Annotated in this window: 28 protein-coding genes; 12 read left to right on the top strand and 16 right to left on the bottom strand. The window is 71.5% G+C overall.

The window, feature by feature from the left end; all coding sequences use genetic code 11:
* The first annotated feature begins 60 nt into the window (after positions 1-60).
* Together AB0D34_RS15750 and AB0D34_RS15755 are read left to right on the top strand one after the other, a co-directional pair.
* A complete protein-coding gene (locus AB0D34_RS15750; RefSeq protein WP_362661788.1) occupies positions 61-1,680 on the top strand; it encodes a fused response regulator/phosphatase in 1,620 nt (539 codons plus the stop codon).
* 28 nt (positions 1,681-1,708) lie between these two features.
* Positions 1,709-2,062, top strand: coding sequence for an isomerase (locus AB0D34_RS15755; protein ID WP_362661790.1), 354 nt, complete (start codon positions 1,709-1,711; stop codon positions 2,060-2,062).
* Here AB0D34_RS15755 and AB0D34_RS15760 read toward each other — a convergent pair.
* The 3 genes from AB0D34_RS15760 to AB0D34_RS15770 all read right to left on the bottom strand — a co-directional run bounded on the left by AB0D34_RS15760 (position 2,059) and on the right by AB0D34_RS15770 (position 5,316).
* Positions 2,059-2,748 carry a TetR/AcrR family transcriptional regulator gene (locus AB0D34_RS15760; RefSeq protein WP_362661792.1) on the bottom strand — a complete coding sequence of 230 codons (690 nt, stop codon included), beginning with the start codon at positions 2,746-2,748 and terminating at the stop codon, positions 2,059-2,061. The two genes, AB0D34_RS15755 and AB0D34_RS15760, sit on opposite strands and share 4 nt — an antisense overlap.
* 92 nt (positions 2,749-2,840) lie before the next feature.
* Positions 2,841-4,766 carry a hypothetical protein gene (locus AB0D34_RS15765; RefSeq protein ID WP_362661794.1) on the bottom strand — a complete coding sequence of 642 codons (1,926 nt, stop codon included), beginning with the start codon at positions 4,764-4,766 and terminating at the stop codon, positions 2,841-2,843.
* A gap of 49 nt (positions 4,767-4,815) precedes the next feature.
* Complete coding sequence (locus AB0D34_RS15770; RefSeq protein ID WP_362661795.1) at positions 4,816-5,316, bottom strand: tetratricopeptide repeat protein; 501 nt, start codon at positions 5,314-5,316, stop codon at positions 4,816-4,818.
* 129 nt (positions 5,317-5,445) lie between these two features.
* Between AB0D34_RS15770 and AB0D34_RS15775 the strand changes: the two genes are divergently transcribed.
* Positions 5,446-5,880 carry a hypothetical protein gene (locus AB0D34_RS15775; protein ID WP_362661797.1) on the top strand — a complete coding sequence of 145 codons (435 nt, stop codon included), beginning with the start codon at positions 5,446-5,448 and terminating at the stop codon, positions 5,878-5,880.
* Between the two features lie 59 nt (positions 5,881-5,939).
* On the opposite strand, the gene AB0D34_RS15780 is transcribed toward AB0D34_RS15775, so the two are convergent.
* The 3 genes from AB0D34_RS15780 to AB0D34_RS15790 all read right to left on the bottom strand — a co-directional run bounded on the left by AB0D34_RS15780 (position 5,940) and on the right by AB0D34_RS15790 (position 9,609).
* Positions 5,940-7,511, bottom strand: a complete 1,572-nt coding sequence (locus tag AB0D34_RS15780; RefSeq protein ID WP_362661799.1) for a DUF1996 domain-containing protein — start codon at positions 7,509-7,511, stop codon at positions 5,940-5,942.
* Positions 7,512-7,693: 182 nt separating this feature from the next.
* Complete coding sequence (locus AB0D34_RS15785; RefSeq protein ID WP_362661801.1) at positions 7,694-8,347, bottom strand: response regulator transcription factor; 654 nt, start codon at positions 8,345-8,347, stop codon at positions 7,694-7,696.
* On the bottom strand, positions 8,338-9,609 hold the full coding sequence (locus tag AB0D34_RS15790; protein WP_362661803.1) for a sensor histidine kinase: 1,272 nt from the start codon (positions 9,607-9,609) through the stop codon (positions 8,338-8,340). Before AB0D34_RS15790 ends, AB0D34_RS15785 begins: the two co-directional genes overlap by 10 nt.
* 257 nt (positions 9,610-9,866) lie before the next feature.
* Here AB0D34_RS15790 and glnII point away from each other — a divergent pair, with 257 nt between their 5' ends.
* From glnII to AB0D34_RS15815, 5 genes are all read left to right on the top strand, one after another.
* Positions 9,867-10,895: a glutamine synthetase gene (gene glnII / locus AB0D34_RS15795; RefSeq protein ID WP_362661805.1), complete on the top strand. Its 1,029-nt coding sequence runs from the start codon at positions 9,867-9,869 to the stop codon at positions 10,893-10,895.
* An 86-nt stretch (positions 10,896-10,981) separates the two neighbouring features.
* Positions 10,982-11,905, top strand: a complete 924-nt coding sequence (locus AB0D34_RS15800; RefSeq protein WP_362661807.1) for a hypothetical protein — start codon at positions 10,982-10,984, stop codon at positions 11,903-11,905.
* 88 nt (positions 11,906-11,993) lie between these two features.
* Positions 11,994-12,116: a hypothetical protein gene (locus tag AB0D34_RS15805; RefSeq protein WP_106981153.1), complete on the top strand. Its 123-nt coding sequence runs from the start codon at positions 11,994-11,996 to the stop codon at positions 12,114-12,116.
* A gap of 83 nt (positions 12,117-12,199) precedes the next feature.
* On the top strand, positions 12,200-12,781 hold the full coding sequence (locus AB0D34_RS15810) for a winged helix-turn-helix domain-containing protein (protein WP_362661809.1): 582 nt from the start codon (positions 12,200-12,202) through the stop codon (positions 12,779-12,781).
* 210 nt (positions 12,782-12,991) lie between these two features.
* Positions 12,992-13,996: an SDR family oxidoreductase gene (locus tag AB0D34_RS15815; protein ID WP_362661811.1), complete on the top strand. Its 1,005-nt coding sequence runs from the start codon at positions 12,992-12,994 to the stop codon at positions 13,994-13,996.
* A 25-nt stretch (positions 13,997-14,021) separates the two neighbouring features.
* On the opposite strand, the gene AB0D34_RS15820 is transcribed toward AB0D34_RS15815, so the two are convergent.
* Positions 14,022-14,471 carry a MarR family transcriptional regulator gene (locus AB0D34_RS15820; RefSeq protein ID WP_362661812.1) on the bottom strand — a complete coding sequence of 150 codons (450 nt, stop codon included), beginning with the start codon at positions 14,469-14,471 and terminating at the stop codon, positions 14,022-14,024.
* A gap of 76 nt (positions 14,472-14,547) precedes the next feature.
* Here AB0D34_RS15820 and AB0D34_RS15825 point away from each other — a divergent pair, with 76 nt between their 5' ends.
* Entirely contained in the window at positions 14,548-15,414 is an 867-nt protein-coding gene (locus tag AB0D34_RS15825) for an alpha/beta fold hydrolase (RefSeq protein ID WP_362661814.1), read from the top strand.
* Positions 15,415-15,416: 2 nt separating this feature from the next.
* Here the strand turns inward: AB0D34_RS15825 and AB0D34_RS15830 are convergent, their stop codons facing one another.
* Positions 15,417-16,040, bottom strand: coding sequence for a hypothetical protein (locus tag AB0D34_RS15830; RefSeq protein WP_362661816.1), 624 nt, complete (start codon positions 16,038-16,040; stop codon positions 15,417-15,419).
* A gap of 152 nt (positions 16,041-16,192) precedes the next feature.
* Entirely contained in the window at positions 16,193-16,555 is a 363-nt protein-coding gene (locus tag AB0D34_RS15835) for an arsenate reductase family protein (protein ID WP_362661818.1), read from the bottom strand.
* A gap of 164 nt (positions 16,556-16,719) precedes the next feature.
* Between AB0D34_RS15835 and AB0D34_RS15840 the strand changes: the two genes are divergently transcribed.
* Entirely contained in the window at positions 16,720-17,034 is a 315-nt protein-coding gene (locus tag AB0D34_RS15840) for a hypothetical protein (RefSeq protein WP_362661820.1), read from the top strand.
* A 77-nt stretch (positions 17,035-17,111) separates the two neighbouring features.
* On the opposite strand, the gene AB0D34_RS15845 is transcribed toward AB0D34_RS15840, so the two are convergent.
* Positions 17,112-18,305 carry a winged helix DNA-binding domain-containing protein gene (locus tag AB0D34_RS15845; RefSeq protein ID WP_362661822.1) on the bottom strand — a complete coding sequence of 398 codons (1,194 nt, stop codon included), beginning with the start codon at positions 18,303-18,305 and terminating at the stop codon, positions 17,112-17,114.
* 225 nt (positions 18,306-18,530) lie between these two features.
* Between AB0D34_RS15845 and AB0D34_RS15850 the strand changes: the two genes are divergently transcribed.
* Positions 18,531-19,865, top strand: a complete 1,335-nt coding sequence (locus tag AB0D34_RS15850; RefSeq protein ID WP_362661824.1) for a DUF2252 domain-containing protein — start codon at positions 18,531-18,533, stop codon at positions 19,863-19,865.
* Positions 19,866-19,895: 30 nt separating this feature from the next.
* On the opposite strand, the gene AB0D34_RS15855 is transcribed toward AB0D34_RS15850, so the two are convergent.
* Together AB0D34_RS15855 and AB0D34_RS15860 are read right to left on the bottom strand one after the other, a co-directional pair.
* Complete coding sequence (locus tag AB0D34_RS15855; protein ID WP_362661826.1) at positions 19,896-20,858, bottom strand: aminoglycoside phosphotransferase family protein; 963 nt, start codon at positions 20,856-20,858, stop codon at positions 19,896-19,898.
* Positions 20,851-21,636: an alpha/beta fold hydrolase gene (locus AB0D34_RS15860; RefSeq protein ID WP_362661828.1), complete on the bottom strand. Its 786-nt coding sequence runs from the start codon at positions 21,634-21,636 to the stop codon at positions 20,851-20,853. The genes AB0D34_RS15855 and AB0D34_RS15860 overlap by 8 nt, the downstream gene beginning before the upstream one ends.
* Before the next feature lie 106 nt (positions 21,637-21,742).
* Between AB0D34_RS15860 and AB0D34_RS15865 the strand changes: the two genes are divergently transcribed.
* Complete coding sequence (locus AB0D34_RS15865; protein WP_362661830.1) at positions 21,743-22,024, top strand: hypothetical protein; 282 nt, start codon at positions 21,743-21,745, stop codon at positions 22,022-22,024.
* A 4-nt stretch (positions 22,025-22,028) separates the two neighbouring features.
* Here the strand turns inward: AB0D34_RS15865 and AB0D34_RS15870 are convergent, their stop codons facing one another.
* The 4 genes from AB0D34_RS15870 to AB0D34_RS15885 all read right to left on the bottom strand — a co-directional run bounded on the left by AB0D34_RS15870 (position 22,029) and on the right by AB0D34_RS15885 (position 25,349).
* Positions 22,029-22,613 carry a hypothetical protein gene (locus AB0D34_RS15870; protein WP_362661832.1) on the bottom strand — a complete coding sequence of 195 codons (585 nt, stop codon included), beginning with the start codon at positions 22,611-22,613 and terminating at the stop codon, positions 22,029-22,031.
* A gap of 2 nt (positions 22,614-22,615) precedes the next feature.
* On the bottom strand, positions 22,616-23,539 hold the full coding sequence (gene htpX, locus AB0D34_RS15875; RefSeq protein WP_362661833.1) for a zinc metalloprotease HtpX: 924 nt from the start codon (positions 23,537-23,539) through the stop codon (positions 22,616-22,618).
* Between the two features lie 97 nt (positions 23,540-23,636).
* Entirely contained in the window at positions 23,637-25,082 is a 1,446-nt protein-coding gene (locus tag AB0D34_RS15880; RefSeq protein ID WP_362661835.1) for a hypothetical protein, read from the bottom strand.
* Positions 25,083-25,091: 9 nt separating this feature from the next.
* Positions 25,092-25,349, bottom strand: a complete 258-nt coding sequence (locus tag AB0D34_RS15885; RefSeq protein ID WP_362661837.1) for a hypothetical protein — start codon at positions 25,347-25,349, stop codon at positions 25,092-25,094.
* Positions 25,350-25,423: the final 74 nt, after the last annotated feature.

Consider the following 25,423-nt stretch of genomic DNA (forward strand, 5'->3'; position numbering starts at 1 on the left):
CTTGGTGGGGCAGACCAAGAAATCCGGTCTGCTCCACCGGTGTTGCCCGAGGGGTGACAGATGGACGCAAAAGGCAAGCCGACGGGCACGACCGTGATGGTCGTGGACGACGTGGAGGCCAGCCGGTACGCCATGGGCACCGTGCTGAGCCGGGCAGGGCATCGGGTCGTCCCGGTCGCCACCGGCGGCGAGGCCCTCGCCGAACTCGACACCCGGCTGCGCAAGGGCACCCTGCCGGACGTGGCCCTCGTCGACGTGGGCCTGCCCGACATGAGCGGCTTCGACCTGTGCCGGATGTTCAAGGAGCGCCCGCACACGGCCGGGATGCCCGTGGTGCACTTCTCGGCCTCCGCGGTGGCCCCGGCCGTGCACTGCGCGGGCATGGACATGGGCGTCGAGGCCTATCTGAAGGTGCCCGCCGAGCCCCTGGAGATCGAGGCGGTGGTTCGGGCCGCCGTACGCAACGCCCAACTGCGCGCCGGAGACCGGGCGTTGGTACGACGGCTGACGCTGCTGTCGGAGACGATCGTCACCATCCAGTCGGCCCGCACCCTCCAGGAGCTCTCCGACGCGGCCGCCGAGGGCGTCTCGCGGCTCACCGGCACCCCCGCCGCCGTCTTCGTCCTCGACCAGGACGACCAGCTCTACCGCGGTCTGTCCCGCGACCGCATCCCCGTGTCCCTGCCCGACGAGGGCGCCGACCGGGCCGTGGCCACCCTGCTGCGCCGGCTCACCCGGGGGCAGGCCGGGGTGCAGCTGACCACCGTGCCCGCACCGCTGTGGCCCGCCGGGTTCTTCCGGCCTGGGGTCGAGCACGACGCCCGGCTCGCGCTGGTCGTCACCCAGGACGGCAGGGCACCGGTGTGTCTGGCCGCGCCCGCCCGCGGGATGCGCAGGGTGGGCCTGGAGGGCGAGACCCTGCTGGCCCAGCTCGCGCAGGCCACCGCGCTCGCCGCCGAACCGCTGCTCATGTACAAGATCGAGCGGCATGTCGCCCTCACCCTCCAGCACAGCTTCCTGCCCCAGCCGCACCGGCTGCCCGACCTGCCGGGCATCGACGTCGTGGTCCGTTACGTCCCCGCCTCCCGGCAGACCGAGATCGGCGGCGACTTCTACGCCGCGCTCCGCGTGGACGAGGGCGTGCTGACCGCCGTCGGGGACGTCGTCGGGCACTCCCTGGACGCGGCGACCGTCATGGTCGAGCTACGGCACGCGCTGCGCGCCTACGCCGTCGACGAGAGCGACCCGGCGGTCCTCGCCGAGCGCCTGGACCGGACGCTCCAGCGCTACCACCCCGACACCACGGCCACGGTCTGCCTGGCCCTGATCGCCCCGGAGACCGGACGCACCCGGATCGCCAACGCCGGGCACATCCCGCCGCTGATCGTCCGCGACACCGGCACCGCCGACTACGCCAAGGCGGCGGGCCCGCTGCTCGGCGTGGGGCTGCCCCATCCGCCGGCCACCGAGCTCTTCCTCGAACCCACCGACCGGCTCCTCATGGTCACCGACGGCCTCATCGAGACCCGCGGCACCGACCTCACGGCCTCCCTGGAGCACCTGCGCGCGGCCGCCTCCGGCGCCCTGCCCGGCCTGGACGCCCTGTGCGACACCCTCCTGGACACCTTCGGCCACGACCGGGAGGACGACATCGCCATGCTGGCGCTGCGGCTAGGGTGACGTGTGTCGCCCTAGAACAGGAGTGCCCATGCCGCAGATCACGATCGAACGCTCCCCGTATCTCGACCATGTCGACTGGGAGGAGTTCGCCCTGGCGCTGCACCCGGTCGTCGTCGAGACGGCGGCCGCGAAGCTCGAGGCGTGCAAGACCCGGGTGCTGCGCAGCGAGGACGAGGCGGTCGGCGGCGAGAAGGAGAACCACGCGATCGTGAACGTCACGCTCGCCCTGCTCGCCGGACGGTCCGAGGAGACCAAGGCGAAGCTCACCGAGGCCGTCGTGGAGCTGCTGCGCAAGCATGTCGGACCCGCGGACGGCCTCACCGTGCACCTCTCCGCCGAGGTGCGCGACCTGGACGCCTCCTACACCAAGGCCGTGCTCTAGGAGGCCAGCGAGATCAGCCGCGCGGCGAGGTCGGTGAAGGGCCCGTCGTGCGGCTCGTCCTTGAGCATGTGCCGCAGCAGCGCGGTCATCTCCTCGTCGAAGGCCGCGCTCACCGCGGCCAGCGCGGCGAAGTCGTGCACCAGCTTCAGCTCCAGCTCGGCGCGCGGGATGCGCCGGCCGTCCAGCCAGATCAGGGCCGTCGACTCGACCAGCGAGATCCACGAACGGACCACCAGCTCCAGTCGCGCGGGCGGGCTCTCCACCCGCAGATGCGACAGGATCTGTTCGTAGGCGACCTGTCGTACGGAGTCGACGAGCGCGTTCGTCGCCGACGAGCCGACCGCGGGCCCGCCGCGCATCAACGCCGAGAAACCGGGCCCGTGTTGGTCCACGAAGTCGAAGAACCGGCGCATCACCCGCAGCAGCCGCCCGCCCAGCGACCCCACGTGCGGTTCCTCGAACCGGCTCGCCAGATCCTGCGCCGCGCGCTGCAACGCGGCCTCGTACAGGCTGAGTTTGCCGGGGAAGTAGTGGTAGACCAGCGGCCGCGAGATACCGGCCGCCGACGCTATCTCGTCGATGGAGACCTCGTCGGGCGAGCGGCGGGCGAACAGTTCGAGGGCGACGCCGATCAGTTGCTGACGCCGTTCCTCGACTCCCATTCTTCGACGGACCCCGGTAGTCATACGAACACCTTACCGATCGGATCCGGCCCGGAACGGGCCGGTCCGGCCAGGGGCGTTCACATATCCGGCACGAGTCGGACACTTCGCGCTCCCTATCGGAGCCCGCTCACGGCCCGCCCGTCCTCCAGCGTCCCCTTCAGACCGGCCTGAGCCCCTTGCTTCGTCTTCACCGCCAGCAGGTTCCCCCGCGCGGTACCGCCGACGTCACCCGTCGCGCTGATCGACGACGTCCCCTTGCTGCCCGCCGCCAGCAGGTACCAGGACCCGCCCGCCGACTTCCACAGCACCCCGGCCAGCACCTGCGGATCCTTCGCCCCGCACGACGGCACGTTCTCGGCCTTGGCCGCGACCGCGCCGTACGTCCCGCCCGGCGTGCGGAACTGGGCCAGCACCCGCTCACCGCCGCCCTGCCAGGTCTCGGCCCGGGTGCACACCCAGTCCGCCGTCCCGCTCGCGTCGGGCAGCGGCTGCGCCGCGTAGGCCCAGGCGTTCACACCGCGCACCCCCGAGGCGCGCATCGCACCGAGCGAGCAGGCGTACGGCGCCCAGGCGCGCAGCCCCTGCGCCCCGGACGCGTCCTTCACGGACCCGGGGCGGCCGGTGGTGAGGCGGGCCGGGACCAGTTCGCCGAGGTCGGTCAGCAGCCGGGTGCCGGAGGTGTCCGTCAGCTGGAGCACGTTCCAGGAGGTGCAGGGGCCGCTCTGCGCGGGGCCGGCCAGCGGCGCGGTGGTGCCGTCGGTCAGGGGCAGGGCCGTGGCGCCGGAGCCCGGCTTCATCAGGTCCCGCTCGGCGGCCTTCGTCACCCAAGGGGCCGTCAGATAGCGGACGTTGCCGTCGGCCCGGCCCAGGACGACCGCGCTCGCCCCGGCCCGGTCCGCGCCGTCGACCCGGGCGAAGTCGAGCGCGGCACCCTTGGTGCCGTCCTTCGGCTCGGCGTAGCGGACGATACGCAGACCGTCGTAGAGGATCACCACGCGCGCGTTGTCGACGGTCCCGGCGTACAGGAGTTGCGGCGGGCCGGAGGGGCCGCCCGACGGGGTGCCGGGGGTCGCGGAGACCTGGACGGTCTCGCCGGGGCGGGCCCAGACGGCGAGGGCGCGGCGCAGCAGGGCGCTGTCGCCGGTGAGGTCGCCGCGCGCGGGCCACACCGAGAAGTCGGTGCGGGCCGAGGACTCCCAGGCGGCGGCCGGGACCTTGAGCAGCAGGGAGGGGTCCAGGGCGGCCTGGGCGGCGGGGTTCTGCGCGTAGGCGGGCGCGGCGGCACCGTCGGGGCCCCAGCCGTCGCCGGGCATGGCGAGCAGCGCCCCGCACACGGCGACGGCCGCGGCCGCCGCGAGCGCGGCTTTCATGTGCTGCCTGCGCCGCATGAGGTCGGTGGGCCGGGCCTGCAGCGAACAGGGGTCGAACTCGGGGGAGTCGAGCAGCGCGGACCGCTCCGCGACGGAGGCGGCCTCGTCGAGCGCCGCGTCCACGTCGTCCACGCCCGCCGCGGTCAGCACCTCGCGTACGGCGTCGTCGGGGAGCTTCTCCAGGCCGCGCAGGACGTAGGCGGCGCGGGCCGGCCCCGAGAGGGCCGACAGGGCCTGGTCCAGGGCGAGTTCGTCGGCGCCGCCGGAGCGCGGGAACAGGCGCAGGCCCCACACCTGGGGGAGCAGCGGCGGCAGTTGGGAGCGCTTGGGCCATGCCCTGCGCCTGAGCGGGAGGCCCGCCTCCAGCGCCGTACGCACCACCTGGAGGCGGACGAAGGCATAGCCCGGGTCGCCCTCGCGGCCGCTCGCCTGGGCCGGGATCACCGGCGTCGTGGCGCGGCCCCGGGGCAGGGCACGCTGGGTGAGGGCGTGCGCGGTCAGGACCCGCCGGTTGCGGCCCAGGCCCGGCGGCAGCATCAGATAGGCGAGCCGGGCCAGCCGTGGGTAGTGCTCGACGAGTGCGGCCTCGGCCTGCTCGACATCGACCACGGGGTCGGCGGCGGAGCCTGAGGCGGGTGCGGGGCGCGGGGCGACATCCTGTGACTGCACGTTCAGCAGAACGAGCGAATCGTTGGTTGGTCACCGCCGACGGAGTGAATCAGCCTTCCGGGTCGACCAGGGCGCGCGCGTAGTTCGCCATCGACCGCTGGTAGCGCGGCAGATGAGGGGCGAGCGCGCCCAGGACCAGTGACAGGCCCTCGCGGTCCCGGCCGAGGCTGGACAGGCACAGGGCGAGAGTGGCCCGTACCGCGTCGTCCAACTCGTCGGAAGGGCCGTCCAGTTCGGGAGTGAGCAGCTTGACGCCCTCCTCCGCCTGTCCGATGTTCCGGAGGGAACTCGACAGTTGGATCTTGGCGCGCCGCCCCTTGTATCCGCGCAGCCCCTTCGCGAGCGCCTCCCGGTACAGCGGGGCCGCCTTGTCGGAGTGCCCGGTCGAGTCCCAGGCGCAGGCCCGCTCGAAGAGGCCGTCGGGGCTGTCGTCCGGCAGCTCGGCCACGAGCGCGTCGATCACGGCGCGGAAATCGGCCGCCCGCTCCTCGGGATAGTCGTCCAAGGTCGCCCAGGCGGCGAGCACCCGCTTTTCCCAGTCCTCGTTCACCGGCACACTTTCGCACAGCCGTACCCGTGGTGACACCGGAATTTGAGTGTCCCGGGCCTCACAGCCGTATGGGAGGAGACGGACCCCCGCCGGGGCCCGTCCGACGTGACCCCGTGACCGGAGGAACAGATGAGGTTGACCCGACCGATGCTCGCGCTGACCGGCGCGGCCGCGGTGCTGGCGCTGGCGGGCTGCGGATCCGGCGGTGACGCGAAAGCAGCTGCGGTGCCGTCTGCGGCCACCGGCAGTCTGGAGCACCTGGCCGCCGAGGTGAAGTGCACGCCCGACATCCAGATCGACGCCGACGAGCTGCGCCAGGCCGTGTGCAAGAAGGCCAAGGACGCCGACGGCAAGTTCATCCTCGCCACCTTCGCCACCGACCGCGGCCAGCGCGAATGGATCAACGGCGCCAAGGACTACGGCGGTCACTTCCTGGTCGGCCGCAAGTGGGTCGCCGTCGGTGACACCACCAAGACGGTGACGGTGCTGCGCAAGACGCTCGGCGGGGACATCGAGGAGGGCACCGACCACTCGAAGATGGGCGCCACGCACTCGGCCCACTGAGGACGCGGACACGAGAAAGCCGGCGGTGAGGGATTCTCACCGCCGGCTTTCTCAGTGGGTCACTGGCAGTTCTTGCCGGTGTTGATGCAGTTGACCATCTTGTTCATCGTGTTCGTGGAGAAGAAGTTGATGAAGTCGTTGTGGTCGGTGATCGGCTTGTGCAGGTTCTCCGGGAAGGTGTCGACCGCGTAGGGGTTGACGACCGTGCCGTTCTGGAGCTTCGGGGCCGGGACGTTGTAGACGAGCCGGACCTGGAGCTGCGGGATCGCCTTGAAGCCGTTGGCGCAGGTGCCGTCCGCCTGGACGAAGGACACGTGGGTGCGGTGGTTGGCGCTGTCGATGTTCTGACCGTCCCAGCAGCTCTGGAAGTTGGTCGTGCGCACCACCTGGCTGCCCTGCGGGCAGATCGGGTACTTGTCCTTCAGCTGCACCTTGTTCTCGAAGCCGGTGCAGCTCCAGTTCACGTTGGCGTTGGCGTTGCCGTTGACGAAGGCCTTCGCGTCACCGGTGATGATGCGCAGGGCCGTCGGCATCGCGACGACGTTGCCCTTCTTGTTGCCGACGAACTTCAGCTGGGCCTGGGCCGGCTGGAGGATCTTGCCGACGTTGCCCTCCTTGCCGCCGCCGTCGTTGTTCTGGTCGAAGTCCTGCGTGCCGTCCTGCAGACGCAGCACCGGCCAGAAGTACGAGGACTTGTCGCCCTGGTTCTGGCAGCTGGTCGAGGCTCCCGCCAGCTCCTGGTCGCTCGCGAACGCGTCGTTGTTCTGGTTGCCGACGTAGTCGTGCAGGTGGTGGGCGCCGTTGGCGACACCGGGGGCGACGATCACGTTGTCCGTGTTGTGGTTGTCGTTCCCGTTGGTGCCGCACTTCGTGGTGAAGGTGCCGCGCGAGCCCGAGTTGCCGTTGGCCGGGAGGCCGTTCTGGCCCACGCCGAGCTGGGCGTTGCCCTGGACCTTGGTGATGTCCACGAAGTCGGCCGCGACCGGGCCGTTGCCGCCCTGTCCGCCGTTGCCCTGCTGCTGACCGCCCTGCTGCTGGCCACCGTTCTGCTGGCCGCCCTGCTGCTGGCCGCCCTGCTGCTGGCCGCCCTGCTGCTGGCCGCCTTGCTGCTGGCCGCCTTGCTGCTGACCGCCGGTCTCGCCGGCGTTCGTCTGCGCGTTCTGCGTGGTGCACGCGGCCAACTGGCTGAGGGAGCTGTTGAACTGGCCCCCGACCCGCTGGATGTTGATGCGGATCCGGTCGATCGTGGCAGCCCGCTTCTCCTTCAGGGGACCGACGATGGCGTTCTGGACGAAGCCCGGGTCACCCGACTGAGCCTGCCGCGTCGAGGCGAGCCTGGCGTAGGCCTCGGTGATCTGCTTGTCCAGGTTGGCCAGCTCCGTGGCCACCCCCTGACGCGCGTTCTGAGGCACATTCGTCAGCTTCTGACCGACGTCGGGGCAGGAGATGGTCGCCACCTGCGCGGCGGCGGCCTTGGTCTGGTTCTGCGACCAGCCGTTGTTGTTGGACTCGTGCGCCGAGGCGTAGAAGTTCGCCCAGATCAGCCCGCCCCCACCGAGCGCTAGGGCCGCCGACGCGGCTATGGCCTTGGTGGCCATCGACGAGCGGCGTTTACGTGTATTGCGTCCCATGGAACTCCTCTGACTTCCTTTTCCGGGCCATCGAGGCGCCCGACAGGAGTGAAGCGGCTCCCTCCCTTACGGATGTGGTCCCACGGGTGTTCAGTCACCCCACAAACAAATCAGAGGTTTGCCGGGCCGACCCACCGCAACAGGCCCTTGAGCAGCAGGAGTTACAGAGAATGAGGGGTCGCTCACCGGCCCCGGTCGAGAAACGCGAGCACCGCCAGAACGCGGCGATTGTCATCGTCCGACACGTCAAGGCCCAGTTTGGCGAAGATGTTGGCGGTGTGCTTGGCGATCGCCCGTTCCGTGACGACGAGCCTGCCGGCGATCGCCGCGTTCGTCCGGCCCTGCGCCATCAGTTCCAGTACCTCCCGTTCCCGGGGCGTGAGCCGGCCGAGCGGCTGGTCGTCGGCCGCCCGCCGGGTCAGCAGCTGCTGGATCACCTGCGGGTCCATCGCCGTACCGCCCGCCGCGACCCGTCGTACGGCGTCCACGAACTGCTCCGCGTCGAACACCCGGTCCTTGAGCAGATACCCCACCCCGCCGGTGCCGTCGGCGAGCAACTCGCGCGCGTACAGCTGCTCCACGTGCTGGGAGAGCACCAGCACCGGAAGCCCGGGTCTGTCCCGGCGGGCGTTCAGCGCGCACTGGAGCCCCTCGTCGGTGTGCGTCGGCGGCAGTCGTACGTCGACCACCGCGACGTCCGGCTCCAGCTCGGCCAGCGCGCGGGCCAGCTCGGGCCCGCTCTCGACGGCCGCGGCGATCTCGAAGTCGTGGGCCTGAAGGAGCCGTACGAGGCCGTCGCGCAGCAGGAAGAGGTCTTCGGCCAGGACTACGCGCAAGGGATCTCCATGGTCACCATGGTGGGACCGCCCGCGGGTGAGCTGACGGCCAGGACGCCGTCGAATGTACCCAGCCGCCGCTCCACTCCGGCCAGGCCCGAACCGGCCGCGATGACCGCGCCGCCCCGGCCGTTGTCGGTGACGGTGATCCGCAGCATCGCCGCCCCTTCTCTCACGTGATGCAGGTCGATCCAGATCCGGTCGGCGCCCGAGTGCTTGACCGCGTTGGTGAGCGCCTCACTGACGGCGAAGTAGGCGGCGGACTCGACCGGGGCGTCCGCGCGGTCCGGGAGATCCACGCTCACCTCCGTCGGGACCGGCATCCGCAGCGCCAACGCCCTTACCGCGTCCCCCAGTCCGCGCTCCGCCAGCACCGGCGGATGAATGCCGCGCACCAGGTCGCGCAGTTCGGTGAGCGCGTCCGCGGAGGACTGACGGGCCTGCGCGAGCAGCCGCTTCGCCTGCGCGGGGTCCTTGTCGAGGAGCATCTCGATGGTGCCGAGATCCATACCCATGGCGACCAGCCTCGCCTGCGCCCCGTCGTGCAAGTCCCTTTCGATGCGCCGCAGTTCGGCCGCCGACGTGTCCACGGCGTCCTTGCGGGTCTCGGTGAGGACGCGGACGCGCTCGGCCAACTCGCCCTGTCCGGCGACCAGTACGACCCGGGTGAGCCGGAAATGGAGGATCAGCGCGCGCGGCGCGAGCGAGGCGAGGGACAGCAGGGCGACCCCCAGGGCGCCGGCGAGGAGAGCGGAGACCTGGTCGGTGACATGCACGAAGCCGTACCAGTAGCCGCCCACCTCCTGGAACGGCCGCCACAGCCCGACCGCGAGCGCGAGCCCCTCCAGCGGGTAGAGGACGAGCACCGCCGACAGCAGGGCGGTCACGAACCCCGCCGTCATGTCCACCGGCAGCCACCGCAGGTCCCGCCAGGTCGCCGGGTCGCGCAGCATCCCGAAGGTGCGCGTCCAGGGGTTGGCGTCTTTCGGCGCCGGCCGGTACGCCGACGGGATCCGCACCCCGCCCCACTCCGCGGCCAGGACCCGCCGCCAGTCCGCGAAGGCCCGCACCCCCGTGAGCACCCAGGGGGTCGTGATCAGGCCGACCCCGATCGGCACGAGCGCGATCGACACCAGGGCGAGCGTGAATCCGAGCAGCGCCCCCGGCAGCGTCACCAGCGCCAGCGCGAGCCCCTGCACGGCGGCGAGCCCCATGGCCCGCACCCTCTTGCCCCAGCTGCCGTTCCGCGTCTCGATGGTCATACGGCCAGTCTGGTCGAGGGGGAGACGGGGGTCACTGGGGCTGACCGCCCGGCCGTGGAGTGGTGCCAGGTACACCCCCTCGCGACGCTCACACAGTGAATCTCGCCACAGCACCACCAGGTAACACGGGGTTCACATTCGAGCAATGACCGGGAAATCGCCTGTTGACAAGCTCGCGGGCATCAAGAGGCGGCGTTTCAGTGCCGCAGCGCCGCAGCACCCGCAGTGCGTAGACACATCCCCGAAGGAAGTGGCCCGTGACCTTCAAGGCTGAGTACATCTGGATCGACGGCACCCAGCCGACTGCCAAGCTCCGTTCCAAGACGAAGATCATGGCGGACGACGCCAAGGGCGCGGAGCTGCCGATCTGGGGCTTCGACGGGTCCTCCACGAACCAGGCCGAGGGTCACTCCTCCGACCGTGTCCTCAAGCCGGTCTTCTCCTGCCCCGACCCGATCCGCGGCGGCGACGACCTCCTCGTCCTGTGCGAGGTCCTCAACATCGACATGACGCCGCACGAGTCCAACACCCGTGCCGCGCTCACCGAGGTCGCCGAGAAGTTCGCCGCCCAGGAGCCGATCTTCGGCATCGAGCAGGAGTACACGTTCTTCAAGGACGGCTACCCCCTCGGCTTCCCCAAGGGCGGCTTCCCGGCCCCGCAGGGCGGCTACTACTGCGGCGTCGGCGCGGACGAGATCTTCGGCCGTGACGTCGTCGAGGCGCACCTGGAGAACTGCCTCAAGGCGGGCCTCGCGATCTCCGGCATCAACGCCGAGGTCATGCCCGGCCAGTGGGAGTTCCAGGTCGGCCCGGTCTCCCCGCTGGAGGTCTCCGACCACCTGTGGGTGGCCCGCTGGCTGCTCTACCGCACCGCCGAGGACTTCGGCGTCTCCGCCACCCTGGACCCGAAGCCGGTCAAGGGCGACTGGAACGGCGCGGGCGCGCACACCAACTTCTCCACCAAGGCGATGCGCGAGGGCTACGACGCGATCATCACCGCGTGCGAGTCGCTCGGTGAGGGCTCCAAGCCGCTCGACCACGTCAAGAACTACGGCGCCGGCATCGACGACCGCCTGACCGGTCTGCACGAGACCGCCCCGTGGAACGAGTACTCCTACGGTGTCTCCAACCGTGGCGCCTCGGTCCGCATCCCGTGGCAGGTCGAGAAGGACGGCAAGGGCTACATCGAGGACCGCCGCCCGAACGCCAACGTCGACCCGTACCTGGTGACGCGCCTGATCGTCGACACCTGCTGCTCCGCGCTGGAGAAGGCCGGCCAGGTCTGATCCGCGCGCTCGGCTTCCCGAGGGGCGTCCACCGGTCGGTGGGCGCCCCTCGGTGCGTTGTCAGTGGGGCGTGCCATGGTGGGGACATGGAGATCGAGGGGGGCCTGGCCGTCAGGGCCTGGACCGAGAACGGACAGACGCATACCCGGATGCCGGCCGCGGACCTGCGCGCGGCCGTGACCGGCCTGGGGCGGGCGGGCAACCGCTTCCTGGTCGCCCAGCGCATCCCGGACCTGCCGCACGTGTTCGCGCAGGTGTGGCACGAGCAGGGCGGCGACTACCGGCTGGAACACCGCTTCGGCCGGGACGACTTCTACGGCACGAGCCTCACCGACCCCGGCCGGGTGGCCGACCTGCTGACCGGCTGGGCCCGGCAAGAGGACGGCTGGGACGCGGACCTGGTGTGGGAGCGGGTGGACCTCGGCCCGGCCGAGGAGATCCCCGAGCTGCCCAACGAGATCCGCGAGCGGGTCGAGGAGCGTGTACGACTGCTGCTGCGCTGCGGGTACGACGACCGGGCCGGGCTCACCGAGGCCGCCGAGGAGTGGCTGGTCGACGGCGACGAGAGACCTGTGTCGCGGGCCCAGGCCGGGGACCTGGTGGACCGGCTCTGGGTGGAGCGGCTGGCCGAGCAGGACCGCTGGGCCGCCGTCACCGACACCGACCGGCTGACCCAGGCCTTCGAGGCGCTGAGCGCGAGCGGCATCACCGCGCGGGAGAACTTCACCTGCTGCCGGACCTGCGGCCACGCCGAAATAGGCGGGGCGCGCACCGAACGCGACCACGGGTTCGTCTACTTCCACACCCAGTGCACCGAGAGCGCCGCCGAGGGCCACGGACTGACGCTGCTCTACGGCGGTTTCGACGGCTCCGCCGACACGACCACCGCCGTGGGCCACGAGGTCGTCGCCGCGCTGGCGAGCGTAGGTCTGGCCACCCAGTGGGACGGCGACCCGGACAAGGCGATCGAGGTCACACCCCTGACCTGGCACAAACGCCTGGTCGGATGAGGCACGCCACGTCGGTTTCACGCCAAGGAAGCGTCCAAGCAGTGAGAGGAGGCTCCTGTTGCGGGCCGGTGTCTGCTTCAATGAGCTCATGGCCAGCTTCCAGAAGTACACCGCGACGGGTCGCCATGACCTCGAGCCCTTCTGGCCGTCCCGTCAGCACCACGACTTCGACCGGGTGTGTTGCCGCGCGATGAACGCGCCGGCCCTCTAAAGCCGTACATCCCGGCCTTCGGCCAGCGCGCAGTCGACGTACGTCTCCTGACGACCTTCTCGCGCGAAAAGAGCTGACCTCTCATGGCGACCACTCGTTCTCTGACCACCGCCACGATCGGCACCCCCGCCCCGACCGGTCCACGGCAGCACCTGCGTGCCGTCGACCGGGACGAGGTGATCGACGTGACGGAGTTCCTGCCGCCGGGTGCCACCTGGCTGCCCGCTCCGCCGCACACCCTGCCCACCCTGCCGGGCCGGCCCCCGATGATCGGCTACCTGGTGCTCGTCCCGGCCGACCAGCAGCACCTCTTCCTGCCGGAGCCGGCGGAGCCGTCGCAGCTGTCGGAACCGGGGGAGACCGTCACCGAGGCCCCCCTCGTCCGCATCGACACCGTGCAGCGCACCGCCGAGGTGAACGGCGAGGAACTCGACCTCACCTACCTGGAGTTCGAGCTCCTGGCCCACCTGGTCCAGCACCCGCACCGGGTGCACACCCGCGACCAGCTGGTCACCACGGTCTGGGGCTACGGCCACGTGGGCGACGGCCGCACCGTCGACGTCCACATCGCCCGCCTCCGCCGCAAGCTGGGCCCGGACTTCCGGGGCGCGATCCAGACCGTGCGACGGGTCGGCTACAAGTACACTCCGCCGACTGGTGGTTGACCGGTCTGCCCGGGTGGGCGCCGACCGCTGGTTGTAGGTCTGCCCGGGCGGGTGGCTGCTGTCCCCAGGCCGGCGGCTGACTGCCCCGGGGCGCGGGCTGACTGTATGCCGGGGCCGGCGGCCGATCGGCAGCCGGGGACCGGTAGCCCGCCCTCTGCCCAGGGCAGATCCGGGTTCCCCTGGGTGGTTCCGGCGGGCACAGTCACCGGCATGAGACTTCTTCTGCTGGGTGGTACCGAGTTCGTCGGGCGGGCCGTCGCCGAGGCGGCGCTGGGGCGCGGGTGGGACGTGACCGTCTTTCACCGGGGGCTGCACACACCCGTGGCCGGGGTGCGGGCGCTGCACGGCGACCGTACCGCCCCCGACGGGCTCACCGCCCTCGCCGAAGGGGGCGAGTGGGACCTCGTCGTCGACACCTGGTCGGCGGCGCCCCGCGCGGTCCAGGACGCGGCGCGGCTGCTACGGGACCGCGCCGACCGGTATGCGTACGTGTCGAGTCGCTCGGTGTACACCTGGCCCCAGCCGGCCGGCCACACCGAGGACGCGCCCGTGGTCGAGGGCGCCCCCGACGCGGACCAGACCGACTACGCCCAGGACAAGCGGGGCGGTGAACTCGCCGCGCTCGACGCCTTCGGCGCGGACCGTTCCCTGTTCGTACGGGCGGGGCTGATCCTCGGACCGTACGAGAACATCGGCCGGCTGCCGTGGTGGCTGGGCCGCATCGCCCGCGGCGGCCCGGTCCTCGCACCCGGGCCACGGGACCTTCCCCTCCAGTACATCGACGTCCGGGACCTCGCGGAGTGGATGCTGGAGGCCGCCGTGACCGGGAGGAGCGGCCCGTACAACCTGGTCAGCCCACCGGGCCACACCACCATGGGCGAACTCCTCGACGCCTGCGTCGCCGTGACCGGCTCGGACGCCGAACTGCGCTGGACCGACCCGGACACCGTCCTCGACGCGGGCATCGTTCCCTGGACCGGCCTGCCGGTGTGGGTCCCGCCGGACACCGACCTGCACACCACCCTCCACGGCGCGGACACCTCCCGGGCCGCCGCGGCGGGCCTGCGTTGCCGTCCGGTCACCGAGACCGTGGCCGACACATGGCGGTGGCTGCGGGAGATCGGCGGAGTGGCGCCGCAGCGCCAGGACCGGCCGGCCGTGGGGATCGACGAGGAGACGGAGACGAAGGCGCTCAAGGCACGAGAACACGGCTGAGAGGCCCTGGTCGGGCGGTGAGAGGTCAGGTCTCCTCGGCCGCCGCATCCCGTACGCCCGCCAAGAACCCCCGGATCGCCGCCCGTTCCCCCTCGTCGTAGCCCTGGAGAAGCTCCACCGCCCGCCCGATGAGCGGCCCGAAGAAGGCCTGCCCCAGCTCCACCGCACGCTCGTCCACCTCGACGACCACCGTGCGCCGGTCGGCCCGCCCCCGCGTCCGCCGCACATGACCGGCGCGCTCCAGCCGGTCGATCAGCGAGGTCGTCCCGGCCGAGTTTAGCCCGAGCTCCGCGCCGAGCCGGCCCGCCGTCATCTCCTCGTCCGCGCGGGAGGCGTCCATGAGGGCGATCAGCGCGCGTACGTCCGTCGGGTGCATGGCGTTGCGCTGCGCGAACCGGGCGCTGTGCAGGCCGAGTTCGACGGTCACCGCACGCAGAAGATGGACGATCTCCATCTCGGACTCCTGGGACGGCATACGCACCCTCCGGTTATTATCTCGCTCATCGAATATCTCGCTGAGCGAGATAATACGGGAGGGGCCGAGGGGTTCGATGGGCAGGTACGACGGCGACGCGTTCGAGTCCGCCTACGACAAGGTGCTGGCGAAGTGGCCCGCCGACCGGGAGGCGCTCCGCGTACCCACCCCGTTCGGCACGACGTACGTCAACGCGTGCGGCCCGGCGGACGCGCCCCCGCTCGTCCTGCTGCCGGGCGGCGGGGGAGCGACCTCCGCGTCCTGGTACACCCAGGCCGCCCACCTCGCCCGCACCCACCGCGTCCTCGCCGTCGACCTGATCGGCGCCCCGGGCCGCAGCACCCCGGCCGCCGACCGTCACCCCCGTACGGTCGCCGATCTGGTCGCCTGGCTGGACGCCCTCCTCGACGGACTCGGCGTCACCCGGGCCGACTTCGGCGGGCACTCCTACGGCGCCTGGATCGCCCTGCACCATGCCCTGCGCGCCCCCGAGCGGATGCGCCGCCTGTTCCTCCTGGACCCGACCCAGTGCTTCGCCGGGTTCAAGGCGGCGTATCTGCTGCACGCCCTGCCGATGCTGCTGCGCCCCACGCCGGCCCGGGTCCGCGCCTTCCTGGACTGGGAGACCGGGAGAGCGGCCGCCCTGGACCCCGACTGGCTCCGCCTCCAGGAGGCCGCCGCGGGCTTCCCCACCACCAGGCCGGTCACCGGTCCACGCCCCGCCCCCGACGCACTGCGCACCCTGAAAACGCCGGTCCTGCTGCTCGTGGCCGCGAACAGCAGGACCTGTGACGCAGACGAGGTGACGGCCCAGGCCGGCGAACTGCTGCCGCGGGCGGAGATCGACGTGGTCCCCGGCGTCTCCCACCATGCGCTGCCGCAGTCCGCACCTCCCGAACTGACCCGCCGCCTCAGCGAGTTCCTAGGCGAAGGACACGAATAGCCTCACCCCACCTTCTCGATCAGGGCCCGGCGGATCAGGAACTTGCCGGGCTCCCGCACCTGTTCGAAGGCCGCGTTGTTCAGCAGGGCACAGCTTCCGGAGACCGAAGTGACCTCCACCGTCGTGGACTTGTTGTTGTCCAGGTTGGTGACCTTCAGCTTCGTACCGGCCGGGAACTGGTTGCTGGACGCGGCGGGCGCACCGGCCTCGCCGGAGAGGGTGACGGTCGAGCCGTTGCACACCTGCTGTCCGGACGCGGCGGGTGCCGACGCGGAGGCGGCCTGGGAAGGCTGCTGCGGTGCGGCCTGGGAGCCCTGAGCCGACTCCCCGACCACGCAGGCGGACGCCTCCTGCTGCACCTTGATCTGTGCGATCACCGCTTCCCGGTTGGCGATCCGGGCCGCCGACTGAGCGTCGGGACTCGCCTGTTGGTCCGCGATGAACCGCTGGTTGTTGCCGAGCGCCGTGGCGAGCCCCTGGCAGACCGTCGACTCCGCCGCCGTCTGCGGACTCTGCGCGGCGTTCGAGGTGCCGGCCAGTACGAAGGCCCCACCGCCCGCCACCGCCACCGCGCTCACCAGCAGCGCGACCTTCTTCTTCGTACCGAGTCTTCTTCTGCGCGACATCCGCGCCTCCTGAGAGGTAGGGGAGCGTACGCCGCTATGTACGAGATACCGAACGAGGTTACTCAGGGGTTACAGGAGTCATGCGGCGTAACCTGCGTCACACCCGACTGTTTCCGGGACGGCTGCTTCCGGGACGGCTCCTTCCTGGACGGTTACTTTCTGGACAAGGCGTCCCGTACGGCGTCCTCGGTGCGGCCGACCACCGCCGAGCCGTCGTCGGCCGTGATGATCGGGCGCTGGATGAGCTTGGGGTGGGCGGCGAGCGCGGCGATCCACCGCTTCCGCGAACTGTCGTCCCGCGCCCACTCCTTGAGGCCGAGCTCCTTGGCGGCGGCCTCCTGGGTGCGGGTGATGTCCCACGGTTCGAGGCCGAGCCGCTCCAGTACCTCCCGGATCTCGTCCTCGCTCGGGACGTCCTCCAGATAGCGGCGGACGGTGTACTCCGCACCCTCCGCATCAAGCACGCTGACCGCGCTGCGGCACTTCGAACAGGCCGGGTTGATCCAGATCTCCATGCCGCCCACGGTACCCGGAAACCCGTCCTCCACCTGCGTCACAGCACCCCCGAAAGCCCTTGTGGCCAGGGGCTTTTGTCAGTGGCGGGCGGTAGAATAAAACCAGTGTTCGAGGGCGTTGCCGGGACCCCGGCCACCGCCCTTACCGCGACAGGAGGATGCCTGTGCCCGCTGCCGCACTCAAGCCGAAGCCGCTGCCGACCCAGTCCACCGCGAAGCACCCTGTGCTGCTCGACCTTCCGTACGCCCCCGTGGAGAAGCGCCCGTTGCCGCCGGGCCGTCCCCGCGAGTGGTACGTCTCCCACAACCGCCGCCTCAAGGCGATGCGGCTCGCGATCGCCCTGCTCGACTCGGGCGTCTTCGTGCCGAACCAGGCCTGCAACGAGACGATCCGGGACACGGCGGAGATGATCGGCGTCCACCCGCCGTCGGACACGACGTGTCACATGGTCCGGGCGCTGATGCGTTACTCGCGATAGCCGTGACGCCGGGTGCCCAGCTTTCAGGGGCGCCCGGCGTTCAGGTCACCCGGTCACCCGGCCAGCCGGCCACCCAGTCACCCGGTCGCCTTGGCCAACTCCTTCTCCAGCGGGTTCCGGAAACGCGGTGTCACCCGGGTTGCACCGAGCCACCCCTGCAACCTGACCGCCGCCGCCTCGATGGCCGCCTTCTCCTCGCGCCCCACCCCGTCCGTGTCGAGCAACCGCCACACGATCTCCCCGCCGGGCCGCTGGCCCCATCCGCCCACCACCCGGCCGTTCCACCACACCGTCGGTCCCACGTTGCCGGTGCCGTCGAACAGCGCGGGCCGCAGTGAGGGCGCCAGATACCAGTCCCGTTGCTGCCAGCCCATCGCCGTCGGATCGAGCGCGGGCAGCAGCGCGGCCCATGGCTCGGCGGGGCCCGCGACCGGGGCGGCGTCGCCCTCCACGACGTACGCCAAGCCCTCGTCGACGGAGACCGGCACCGCACGCGTCGCCGTGAGCGCGCGGCGGACCTCGGTCACCTTCCAGCCCGTCCACCACTTCAGGTCGGCCTCGGTCGCGGGACCGCACACGGTGAGCCAGCGCCGTAGCAACTCGGCCTGTGCCTCGGCCACGTCAAGTTCGGGATGCGGCGGTGCCACCGCCCAGCGGAACTGCGAGGAGGTCCAGGAACCGAGGGGGCGGCCGCGGACCACCTTGCCCTCCACACCGAGCACCTTCAGCAGGCGGCTCAGGACGGTGTGGACGCCTTCGTAGGGCTTCCCGGCCGCGTACACGAACCGCTCCCGCAGTCTCGGCTCGTCCTCGGCGAGTTCCGTCGCCGTCGCCTGGCCGCGCCGGGCGAGCGCGGCCAGCGCCGACTCCTCGACCTCCTTCAGCCAGGTCGCGTCCGGGGCGCCGGCCTTCGCCATGTCCTTGATCAGCTTGGCCCGTTCGCGGGCGGCGACGACGACACCGGTCGAGGCGTGCACGACCGCGGTGAGCTCGGTGGGGAACGCGAACACGGTGTGCCGCATGCCGTGCATCCGCACCAGGGTCCGCTCCTCGTACAGGGCCCGCTCGGTCTCGGCGACGGTCCCCGAGGGGTCCGCGACCCGCGCACCGACCGCGAGGTAGACGGTCGCGGGGTCGGATCCGTGCAGCGCGACGAGCGCCCCGGCCACCTCCTCAGGACTCCCCGCACGAGCCGCCCCGGCCAGCTGCTGCCGCAGCCCCATCCGAGCCCGCCGCTCGTCCACCCCGATGTACCGCACCCCGTCACTCATGCGGCCCATCTTGACGGACGGCACTGACAACGCACCCCTTCAGGGGCGCGGGGCTGTATCAATGTGCGGCTCCGCCGCGTGAGCGCGACCAACCACGACGCAGCCGCAGCCATACGACGCAGCGGAGCACATGTCACCCGTTCGCCGTACTCCACATGCGCACCACCCCACCCCAGCCTTCACTGCGATCAGGAGGTGACGGACACCCGGGAACCAGGAGGCACCGTGGACGCTGAACGCGCGGAGCGCGGTCGCTCCGTCCGCAAGCATGTCCCCCGCTCCGCCCACGCCGGCTGGATCCCGTCCAGCGACCGGCAGGACCCCGTCGCCCTGCTGGAACGCCAGGGCCGCGACCGCCTCTCGGAGCTTTTGCCGATCCGCTACGGCAGAATGTCGGCCTCACCCCTCGCCTTCTTCCGCGGTGCCGCCGCAGTGATGGCCGCTGATCTCGCCGCCCAGCCGCACACCGGCCTCACCGTGCAGCTCTGCGGCGACGCCCACCTGCTGAACTTCGGCCTGTACGCCTCCCCGGAACGTTCCCTCCTCTTCGACCTCAACGACTTCGACGAGACCTTCCCCGGCCCCTTCGAATGGGACGTCAAACGCCTCGCCGCGAGCATCGCCGTGGCCGCCCGCGAGAACGGGCACAGTGAGGCGCAGGCCCACCGGGCGGCGCTGGAGGCGGTCGCCGCGTACCGCACCGCGATGCGCCGCCTGGTCCGCATGGGCGAGCTGGAGGTCTGGTACGAGAGCGTCGACGCGGACAGCCTGCTGCCCCTCGTACGCTCCGCCCGCCACCGCAGGCGGGTCGAGTCCAGCCTCACCCGGGCCCGCCGCCGCACCAGCCTCCAGGCCCTCGGCAAGCTGACGGAGGTGGTGGACGGCCGCCGCCGTATCGTCCACGACCCACCGCTGCTCGAACCGGTCGGCGCCCCGGACATGGCCAGCCTGCGCAAGATCTTCAGCGACTACCGCTCCACGCTCTCCGAGGAACGCCGGCTGCTGTTGGACCGCTACCGCTTCGTCGACGCGGCCCGCAAGGTCGTCGGCGTGGGCAGTGTCGGCATGCGCTGCTTCATCGTGCTGCTGACCGGACGGGACGCCGACGACCCGCTGTTCCTGCAGATCAAGGAGGCGCGGACGTCCGTACTCGAGGAACACCTGCCGCAGGGTCCGTACGTCCATCCCGGCCGCCGGGTGGTCACGGGTCAGCGGCTGCTCCAGTCCGCGAGCGACATCTTCCTGGGCTGGATGAGCGGGCCGCAGGGACGCGCGTACTACTGGCGCCAACTGCGCGACATGAAAGGCTCCGCCGACGTCGCCGGTATGCCCCCGGCCGACCTCAGGGCCTACGCCCGTCTCTGCGGCGCCACCTTGGCCCGCGCCCACGCCCGCGGCGGCGACCGTGTCGCCATCGCCGCGTATCTGGGGTCCGCCGACACCTTCGACCAGGCCGTGGCCGACTTCGCCCTCACGTACACCGCCCAGACCACGACCGATCACGCGACGCTGTCCGCGGCCATCGCGGCGGGGGTCGTCAGGGCGGCGCCGGGGGAGTAGGGGATGGTCAGGATCCACGCCTTCGGGGAGTCACAGCCGGGCTGAGTCCATCAGGGCGGTCACGTACGCGTCCAGCCGCCTCTCCACGGCCCGCACCGTCAGCTCCGTCCTCCCCGCCTCCCGCCATGGCCGCGACACCGCCCCGACCTCCTCCGAGAACGCCAGAGCGTCCCGCACCCGCCAGTACAGCCGCTCGCTCGCGGCCGCCGCCGGCACCCCGCCGGCTTCCTCGTACGCCTCGGCGAACCGCAGACCCCACGCCGGGCCGTGCAGCAACGCCAGGCTGGTGGAGCAGTGGGCGACATCGAGGTCCGCAGGTCCCCAGGAGGTCGCCGCCCAGTCGACGACGCCGGTGATCCGCGGTCCGGTCCCGGCGAACAGCACGTTGCCGGGCTGGAAGTCCCGGTGCAGGAACCGCCCTTCGTACGACGACGGTACCGGCCCCCGGATCACGTCGACCGCCGCGGCCCACGCCGCCGCGTCGGCGACTTTCGGGGGCACGACGGTGTCGGCGGTCGTCAAGGTCACGTATTTCCGGGGCTGTTGGGCGGGAGCGGGCCGCAACGTGTGGATCGCGACGAGCTGCCGGGCCAGCAGGGGAACGCGTGCCTCCAGTCCCTCGTCGTCGAAGACAGGTCGGCCCGCCAGACAGGTCATGAGGAGCGACGGATACTCGCACTGAGCGGCGCTCGGATCGACCGCGACCAGCTCCGGAGCGGGCACCTCGGTCCGTGTGAGCAGGGTCAGGGCGCCGGACTCCCTGTGCAGCCGGTCCTCGGCGGACTCCACGCCGACGAAGGTCCGCAGCACCAGCTCGCGGGTCCCACCGCCCCGTGTGCCGATGGTCAGCCGCCGCATCTCGGCGGTGATCCCGCCGTGCAGCACCTCACTGCGGATGACCCGCTCGCCGACGTCCAGCTGCCGGCTCACCCAAGCCAGGGTCAACGGCCGGACAGCAGCCTCCTCGTCGGGGTCGCTCAGCACGTCACCCATACCGTTCCACGGGCAGCTGCCTGGCCACCCAGCCCCCCGTCGCCGTCCAGCCCAGGTCGCCGAGCCCGGACAGCAGTGCGGCCACCAACTCCCGCCGGGAGGCCTCGTGATCACGCAGCCACCTCCCCAACTGATGGTCGGCCTCCGGAAGTTCGAGTCGCGTGAACCGGGCCCGGAGGGCCAACGCCTCCTGTACGGCCTCGGTCACCTCCGGCGGGATCACCGCGTCCGTACCCGGCACCGCCAGCACCGCACGGCCCTCGTACGCCCGCAGCACGTCGAGGGCCGGAGCCCGCCGCCAGCTGTCCGGCCGCCGGATGATCGCGCTGAACTCCCCGTCCCCACGCCCGAACGGCAGGTCCCAGGCCTCGGCCGCGTACACGGCGGGCGCGCACAGGCCGAGGGCCGCGACCCGCGCGCCGTAGTGCCGGGCGAGGTCCGCCACCGTCTGTCCGCTCATGCTGAACCCGACCAACACCAGTGGCCCGTCCACCGGAGCGTGCGCGTCGATCACCGCGACCGCCTGCTCGAACCGCCTGCGCAGGCTCAACTCGGCGAGTTCGCCGGAGCTTTCGCCGTGCCCGGAGAAGTCGAAGGCGAGCGCGTGACAGCCGTGCGCCACGAACTCGTCGAGCAGCGGCAGGAGTCGCTCCTTGCTGCCGTTGCCGGCCCCGTGCAGCAGTACGGCACTGGGCACGGTAGAGCCGTCGACACCGCCACCGCCGTGGACCCCACTGAGCCGTTCGCCGTCGTGTTCCTGCGTGAAGGGCTCGGTCATGCCGTCGACTCCAGAGTGCGGGGAAAGAGCTGCGCGCAGGGCAGGCATCACCCCGCCGCTCCGGGGCTACTCTTCTACACCACACTCACGTACACGGAGGCCCGTCATGGGCACCATGGTCATTTCCGGGACCGTCGTCCTGGTAATCCTGGGCTTCGGGAACCACACCTGGTGGCTTGTCGCCGTAGCCGTGCTCTTCCTGTACACGCAGTACGGCCGGAACGGCCGGGGCGCCTCGGCGTCCTCGTCCGGGGGCGCCTCGGGCGCGACGCCCGGCAGTTACCGCGCGTACCGCGACCGCCGGGACAAGCAGGCCAAGTGGGAACGCCGTTACCGCCGCGAGCACCCTCTGGAGGCCCGCCGACAGGCGCGCGAGAGAAAGGGTTAGGAGTTCAGAGGCCGGGGGCGCCCCACACCGGGAACCACCGGTTCAGATCCGGCTCGATCCGCAGGTCGTCGGTGAGCGCGGCCTTCACCCGCAGCTCCAGCGGGTTGTCGCGACGCTGCCCCTCGCCCGGCAGGGGCGCGAACGGGTAGAAGGAGCCGCGCTTGTAGAGGTAGACCAGCGCGAGCGAGCGGCCCTGGCCGTCCTGGAAACCGGCGAGTGAGCACAGCAGTTGGGGCCCGAAGCCGTTGACCTCCATCGAACTGTTCACCGCGTGCAGGTCGTTGACCAGTTGCGGCAGCTGGTCCGGGGTGCGTTCGGAGACCAGCCAGGAGTAACCGAAGTCGTCCCGCCGCAGTTCAACCGGCGGGCCGTCCCGGTCGGCGTCCGCGTCCAGCAGGGCCTGGACCTCCCGGTGCGTCTGCTCGAAGGCCGCGCCCTCGACCGTGGCGAAGCAGACCGCCCCGCGCCCGGTCGGGGTGAACGAGGCGGCCGCCTCCAGCGTCACGGCCGCCGACGGCAGCGCGAAGAGCTGGTCGAGATCGGGTGCGACCGGCTTGGTGCGCCCGAGCAGGATGTCCAGCAGCCCCATCCTCAGCCCGCCTCACCTTTCCCGGGCATTGCCGCCTCGCCCAACTCCGTGGAGATCCGCCCCAGTTGCTCCAGCCGCTGTTCCAGGGAGGGGTGGGTCGAGAAGTACCGCTCGATGCCGGGCTCCTTGCCGGTGGCCGGGGTGAAGTAGAAGGCGTTGAACGCCTGGGCGGTGCGCAGGTCCTTGGTGGGGATACGGGCCAGCTCCCCGGAGACCTTGGTGAGCGCGGAGGCGAGGGCCGAGGGTCGGCCGGTGAGGTGCGCGGCGGCCCGGTCCGCCGCCAGTTCCCGGTACCGGGACAGCGCCCTGATCAGCAGGAAGCTGAGCGCGTACACCGCCGCCGACACGCCCATCACGGCGGCGAAGATCACGGCGGTGTTCTGGTCCTTGCGCCCGCCGAAGATCTGGCTGTAGAAGGCGAACCGCACGATCAGCCCCGCGATCACCCCCAGGAACGAGGCGATGGTGATCACGGCGACGTCCTTGTGCGCCACGTGCGACAACTCGTGCGCGAGCACACCCTCCAGCTCGGCGGGATCCAGCCGCCGCAGCAGCCCCGTGGTCACACACACCACGGCGTTGTCCGGGTTCCGGCCGGTGGCGAACGCGTTGGGCATGTCCATCGTGGACACCGCGATCACGGGCTTGGGCATGTCCGCGATGGCACACAGCCGGTCGACCACCGCATGCAGCTCGGGATACTCCTCCCGCCCCACGACCTTCCCGCGCATCGCGAACATCGCGATCTTGTCGGAGAACCAGAACTGCGCCACGAACATCACGGCGATCAGGGCCACGACCAGCAGCCACGACTTCAGCAACACGATCAACGCGGCGAAGAAGGCCACGTACAGCAGTCCGAGCAGGAACATGGTGACCGTCATCCGCACGGTCAGCCGCCGGTCGCTCCGGAAACGACTCCGCATCTGCACCACCCCGCAGTCAGGCACTCGTCCCACCGTCCAGTGTGCACCCGGCCCTGCCCATGAAGCGGTCGCGATCAGCCCTGGGGCCGGCAAAGGCTCAGGCCTCGAGCCCGGCCTCCCACTTGCGTCTCTTCAACCCGTACTCGTCGAACAGCCGCGCCCGTTCCAGCAGCTCACCCACCTCCGCCGACCCGCGCGGCACCTCCGCCGTCGGCTGCCAGCGCAGCACGGACTGCCGGGCCCAGTGCCGCAGCCTGTCGTCCGGATCGTCGACCAGCGCGACGGCCGCCCGCAGCCGTACGAGCCCACCGTGCGCGTCGAGCAGCCGAAACGCGGAGACCCGCGTCTCCCGGGCCCGCTCCACCGCCAGCCGCTCCAGCAGCCACCCGTCGTCCAGCATCCGCGCGGACGGCACCAGCGCCAGGGTCGCCTCCCGCACCACACCGGGCGAGGGATCGTCGAGCAGCGCCCGCAGCCGCCGTACGTCCAGCACGTCCAGGGCCCGCAATCCGCCCACGGCGCGCGCCCTGACCACCGGATCCGGATGGGAGGTCAACGCCCACAGCACCTCGGCGTCACGCCGGTCACCGCACTCCGCGAGCCCGCTCACCACCCCCGCCGCCGGCGCGCTATCGCCGGCGGCGGCGCACCGCCGCCGGTACCACTCCAGCGGCTCACCCCCGGACTGCCGTACGACATACCGCGCACAGGCCCGTACCACCGCGGCCCGGTCGCCGAGAAACGCGACCGCTCGCTCCCCGCGCCCGGCCCGCCGCAACGCGGTCACCCCGGCCGACCGCGCCCGCGGGTTGCGGGCGGCGAGCAGCGGTTCGAGTACGTCGTCGTCCGCGCCGCCTTCCGCCACGGCGGCCAGGGCGGCGTCCGCGCAGAGGCCCTGGACGACCGTGTCGTTGTCCCGGGCGGCGGCGCGGGCCAGCTCGGCGGGGGAGAGGAAGCCCTCCTCGACGGCGAGCCGGTGGGCGAAGCGGCGCACGGTGCGGTCGGCGTGGGTGAGCAGCGGGAGCAGTGCCTCGCCGTCCTCCGCGCGCAGCACCTCGTCGACCAGGCCGACGGCGTAGTCGCCCCGGTGCCGGACGCCGATCCGCAGGGCGAGCGGGGCCAGCGCGACCGCGCTCTCCACCGTGACCGCCTCCGCCCACCGCTTCCGGGCCCGCTCCCGCACCGGTTCGGCCCAGTCCGCGCACCGCAGCACAACCAACGGCAGCAGCTCCGGCCGCCCCGCGACCACCCCCAGCGCCCGCTTGCGGATCCGCCCGTCCCGGTGACACAGGGCGAGCGCGAGGTGCGCGTCGGTGAGCTGTTCACCCCGTAGGAGAGCATCGATCAGGGCCCGCCCGCGCCCGGTCCGCTGCCAGGCCGGCAGCCAGGTGCCGTCGGCCGCGGACCAGACGCTGTGCCGTACCGCTTCGTCCAGCTCAATCCATACAGCCGGATCGGCCGGGTCGAACATGGCTCCCCGCAGGACGGTTCCCTCGGCGAGGCGGACCGCCGCCCGCGTCCCGTTCCAGATACTGCCGCGCACATCCGCCTCTCAGTACGGGCGGAAGCCCGTGTATCCCAGCACCAGGATGATCACCGCCACGATCCCGAAGACGGTCGCCGTGGACACCCACGACGACCGACGCGGAGCGCGCTGCTCCGGGTCGGCGCGGAACGGCTGGGGCTTCGGTGGGTTCTCCTTCCACCGGGCGGCGAGCATCCGGGCCCGGGCGGAGGGCTCCTTGAGCTCGGCCCCGTCGGCCCACTTGATGTCGAACTCCCGCTCGCCTTCGTCGTCCCGCGCGGACATCCCCGTAACCCCCGTCGTCTCCCGTCGAACAGCTGTGCAGGAAACGATACGACGGCGCCCCCGTCCCGGGAAAC

The sequence above is a fragment of the Streptomyces sp. NPDC048420 genome, from assembly GCF_040651535.1.
GTDB lineage: Bacteria > Actinomycetota > Actinomycetes > Streptomycetales > Streptomycetaceae > Streptomyces.

Bases quoted from the DNA above. Each gene is read 5' to 3' on its own strand.
- AB0D34_RS15750 (WP_362661788.1), top strand. From the start codon at position 61: ATGGACGCAAAAGGCAAGCCGACGGGCACGACCGTGATGGTCGTGGAC.
- AB0D34_RS15755 (WP_362661790.1), top strand. From the start codon at position 1,709: ATGCCGCAGATCACGATCGAACGCTCCCCGTATCTCGACCATGTCGAC.
- AB0D34_RS15760 (WP_362661792.1), bottom strand. From the start codon at position 2,748: ATGACTACCGGGGTCCGTCGAAGAATGGGAGTCGAGGAACGGCGTCAG.
- AB0D34_RS15775 (WP_362661797.1), top strand. From the start codon at position 5,446: ATGAGGTTGACCCGACCGATGCTCGCGCTGACCGGCGCGGCCGCGGTG.
- AB0D34_RS15780 (WP_362661799.1), bottom strand. From the start codon at position 7,511: ATGGGACGCAATACACGTAAACGCCGCTCGTCGATGGCCACCAAGGCC.
- AB0D34_RS15790 (WP_362661803.1), bottom strand. From the start codon at position 9,609: ATGACCATCGAGACGCGGAACGGCAGCTGGGGCAAGAGGGTGCGGGCC.
- AB0D34_RS15800 (WP_362661807.1), top strand. From the start codon at position 10,982: ATGGAGATCGAGGGGGGCCTGGCCGTCAGGGCCTGGACCGAGAACGGA.
- AB0D34_RS15805 (WP_106981153.1), top strand. From the start codon at position 11,994: ATGGCCAGCTTCCAGAAGTACACCGCGACGGGTCGCCATGACCTCGAG.
- AB0D34_RS15810 (WP_362661809.1), top strand. From the start codon at position 12,200: ATGGCGACCACTCGTTCTCTGACCACCGCCACGATCGGCACCCCCGCC.
- AB0D34_RS15815 (WP_362661811.1), top strand. From the start codon at position 12,992: ATGAGACTTCTTCTGCTGGGTGGTACCGAGTTCGTCGGGCGGGCCGTC.
- AB0D34_RS15820 (WP_362661812.1), bottom strand. From the start codon at position 14,471: ATGCCGTCCCAGGAGTCCGAGATGGAGATCGTCCATCTTCTGCGTGCG.
- AB0D34_RS15825 (WP_362661814.1), top strand. From the start codon at position 14,548: ATGGGCAGGTACGACGGCGACGCGTTCGAGTCCGCCTACGACAAGGTG.
- AB0D34_RS15830 (WP_362661816.1), bottom strand. From the start codon at position 16,040: ATGTCGCGCAGAAGAAGACTCGGTACGAAGAAGAAGGTCGCGCTGCTG.
- AB0D34_RS15835 (WP_362661818.1), bottom strand. From the start codon at position 16,555: ATGGAGATCTGGATCAACCCGGCCTGTTCGAAGTGCCGCAGCGCGGTC.
- AB0D34_RS15845 (WP_362661822.1), bottom strand. From the start codon at position 18,305: ATGAGTGACGGGGTGCGGTACATCGGGGTGGACGAGCGGCGGGCTCGG.
- AB0D34_RS15855 (WP_362661826.1), bottom strand. From the start codon at position 20,858: ATGGGTGACGTGCTGAGCGACCCCGACGAGGAGGCTGCTGTCCGGCCG.
- AB0D34_RS15860 (WP_362661828.1), bottom strand. From the start codon at position 21,636: ATGACCGAGCCCTTCACGCAGGAACACGACGGCGAACGGCTCAGTGGG.
- AB0D34_RS15865 (WP_362661830.1), top strand. From the start codon at position 21,743: ATGGGCACCATGGTCATTTCCGGGACCGTCGTCCTGGTAATCCTGGGC.
- AB0D34_RS15870 (WP_362661832.1), bottom strand. From the start codon at position 22,613: ATGGGGCTGCTGGACATCCTGCTCGGGCGCACCAAGCCGGTCGCACCC.
- htpX (WP_362661833.1), bottom strand. From the start codon at position 23,539: ATGCGGAGTCGTTTCCGGAGCGACCGGCGGCTGACCGTGCGGATGACG.
- AB0D34_RS15885 (WP_362661837.1), bottom strand. From the start codon at position 25,349: ATGTCCGCGCGGGACGACGAAGGCGAGCGGGAGTTCGACATCAAGTGG.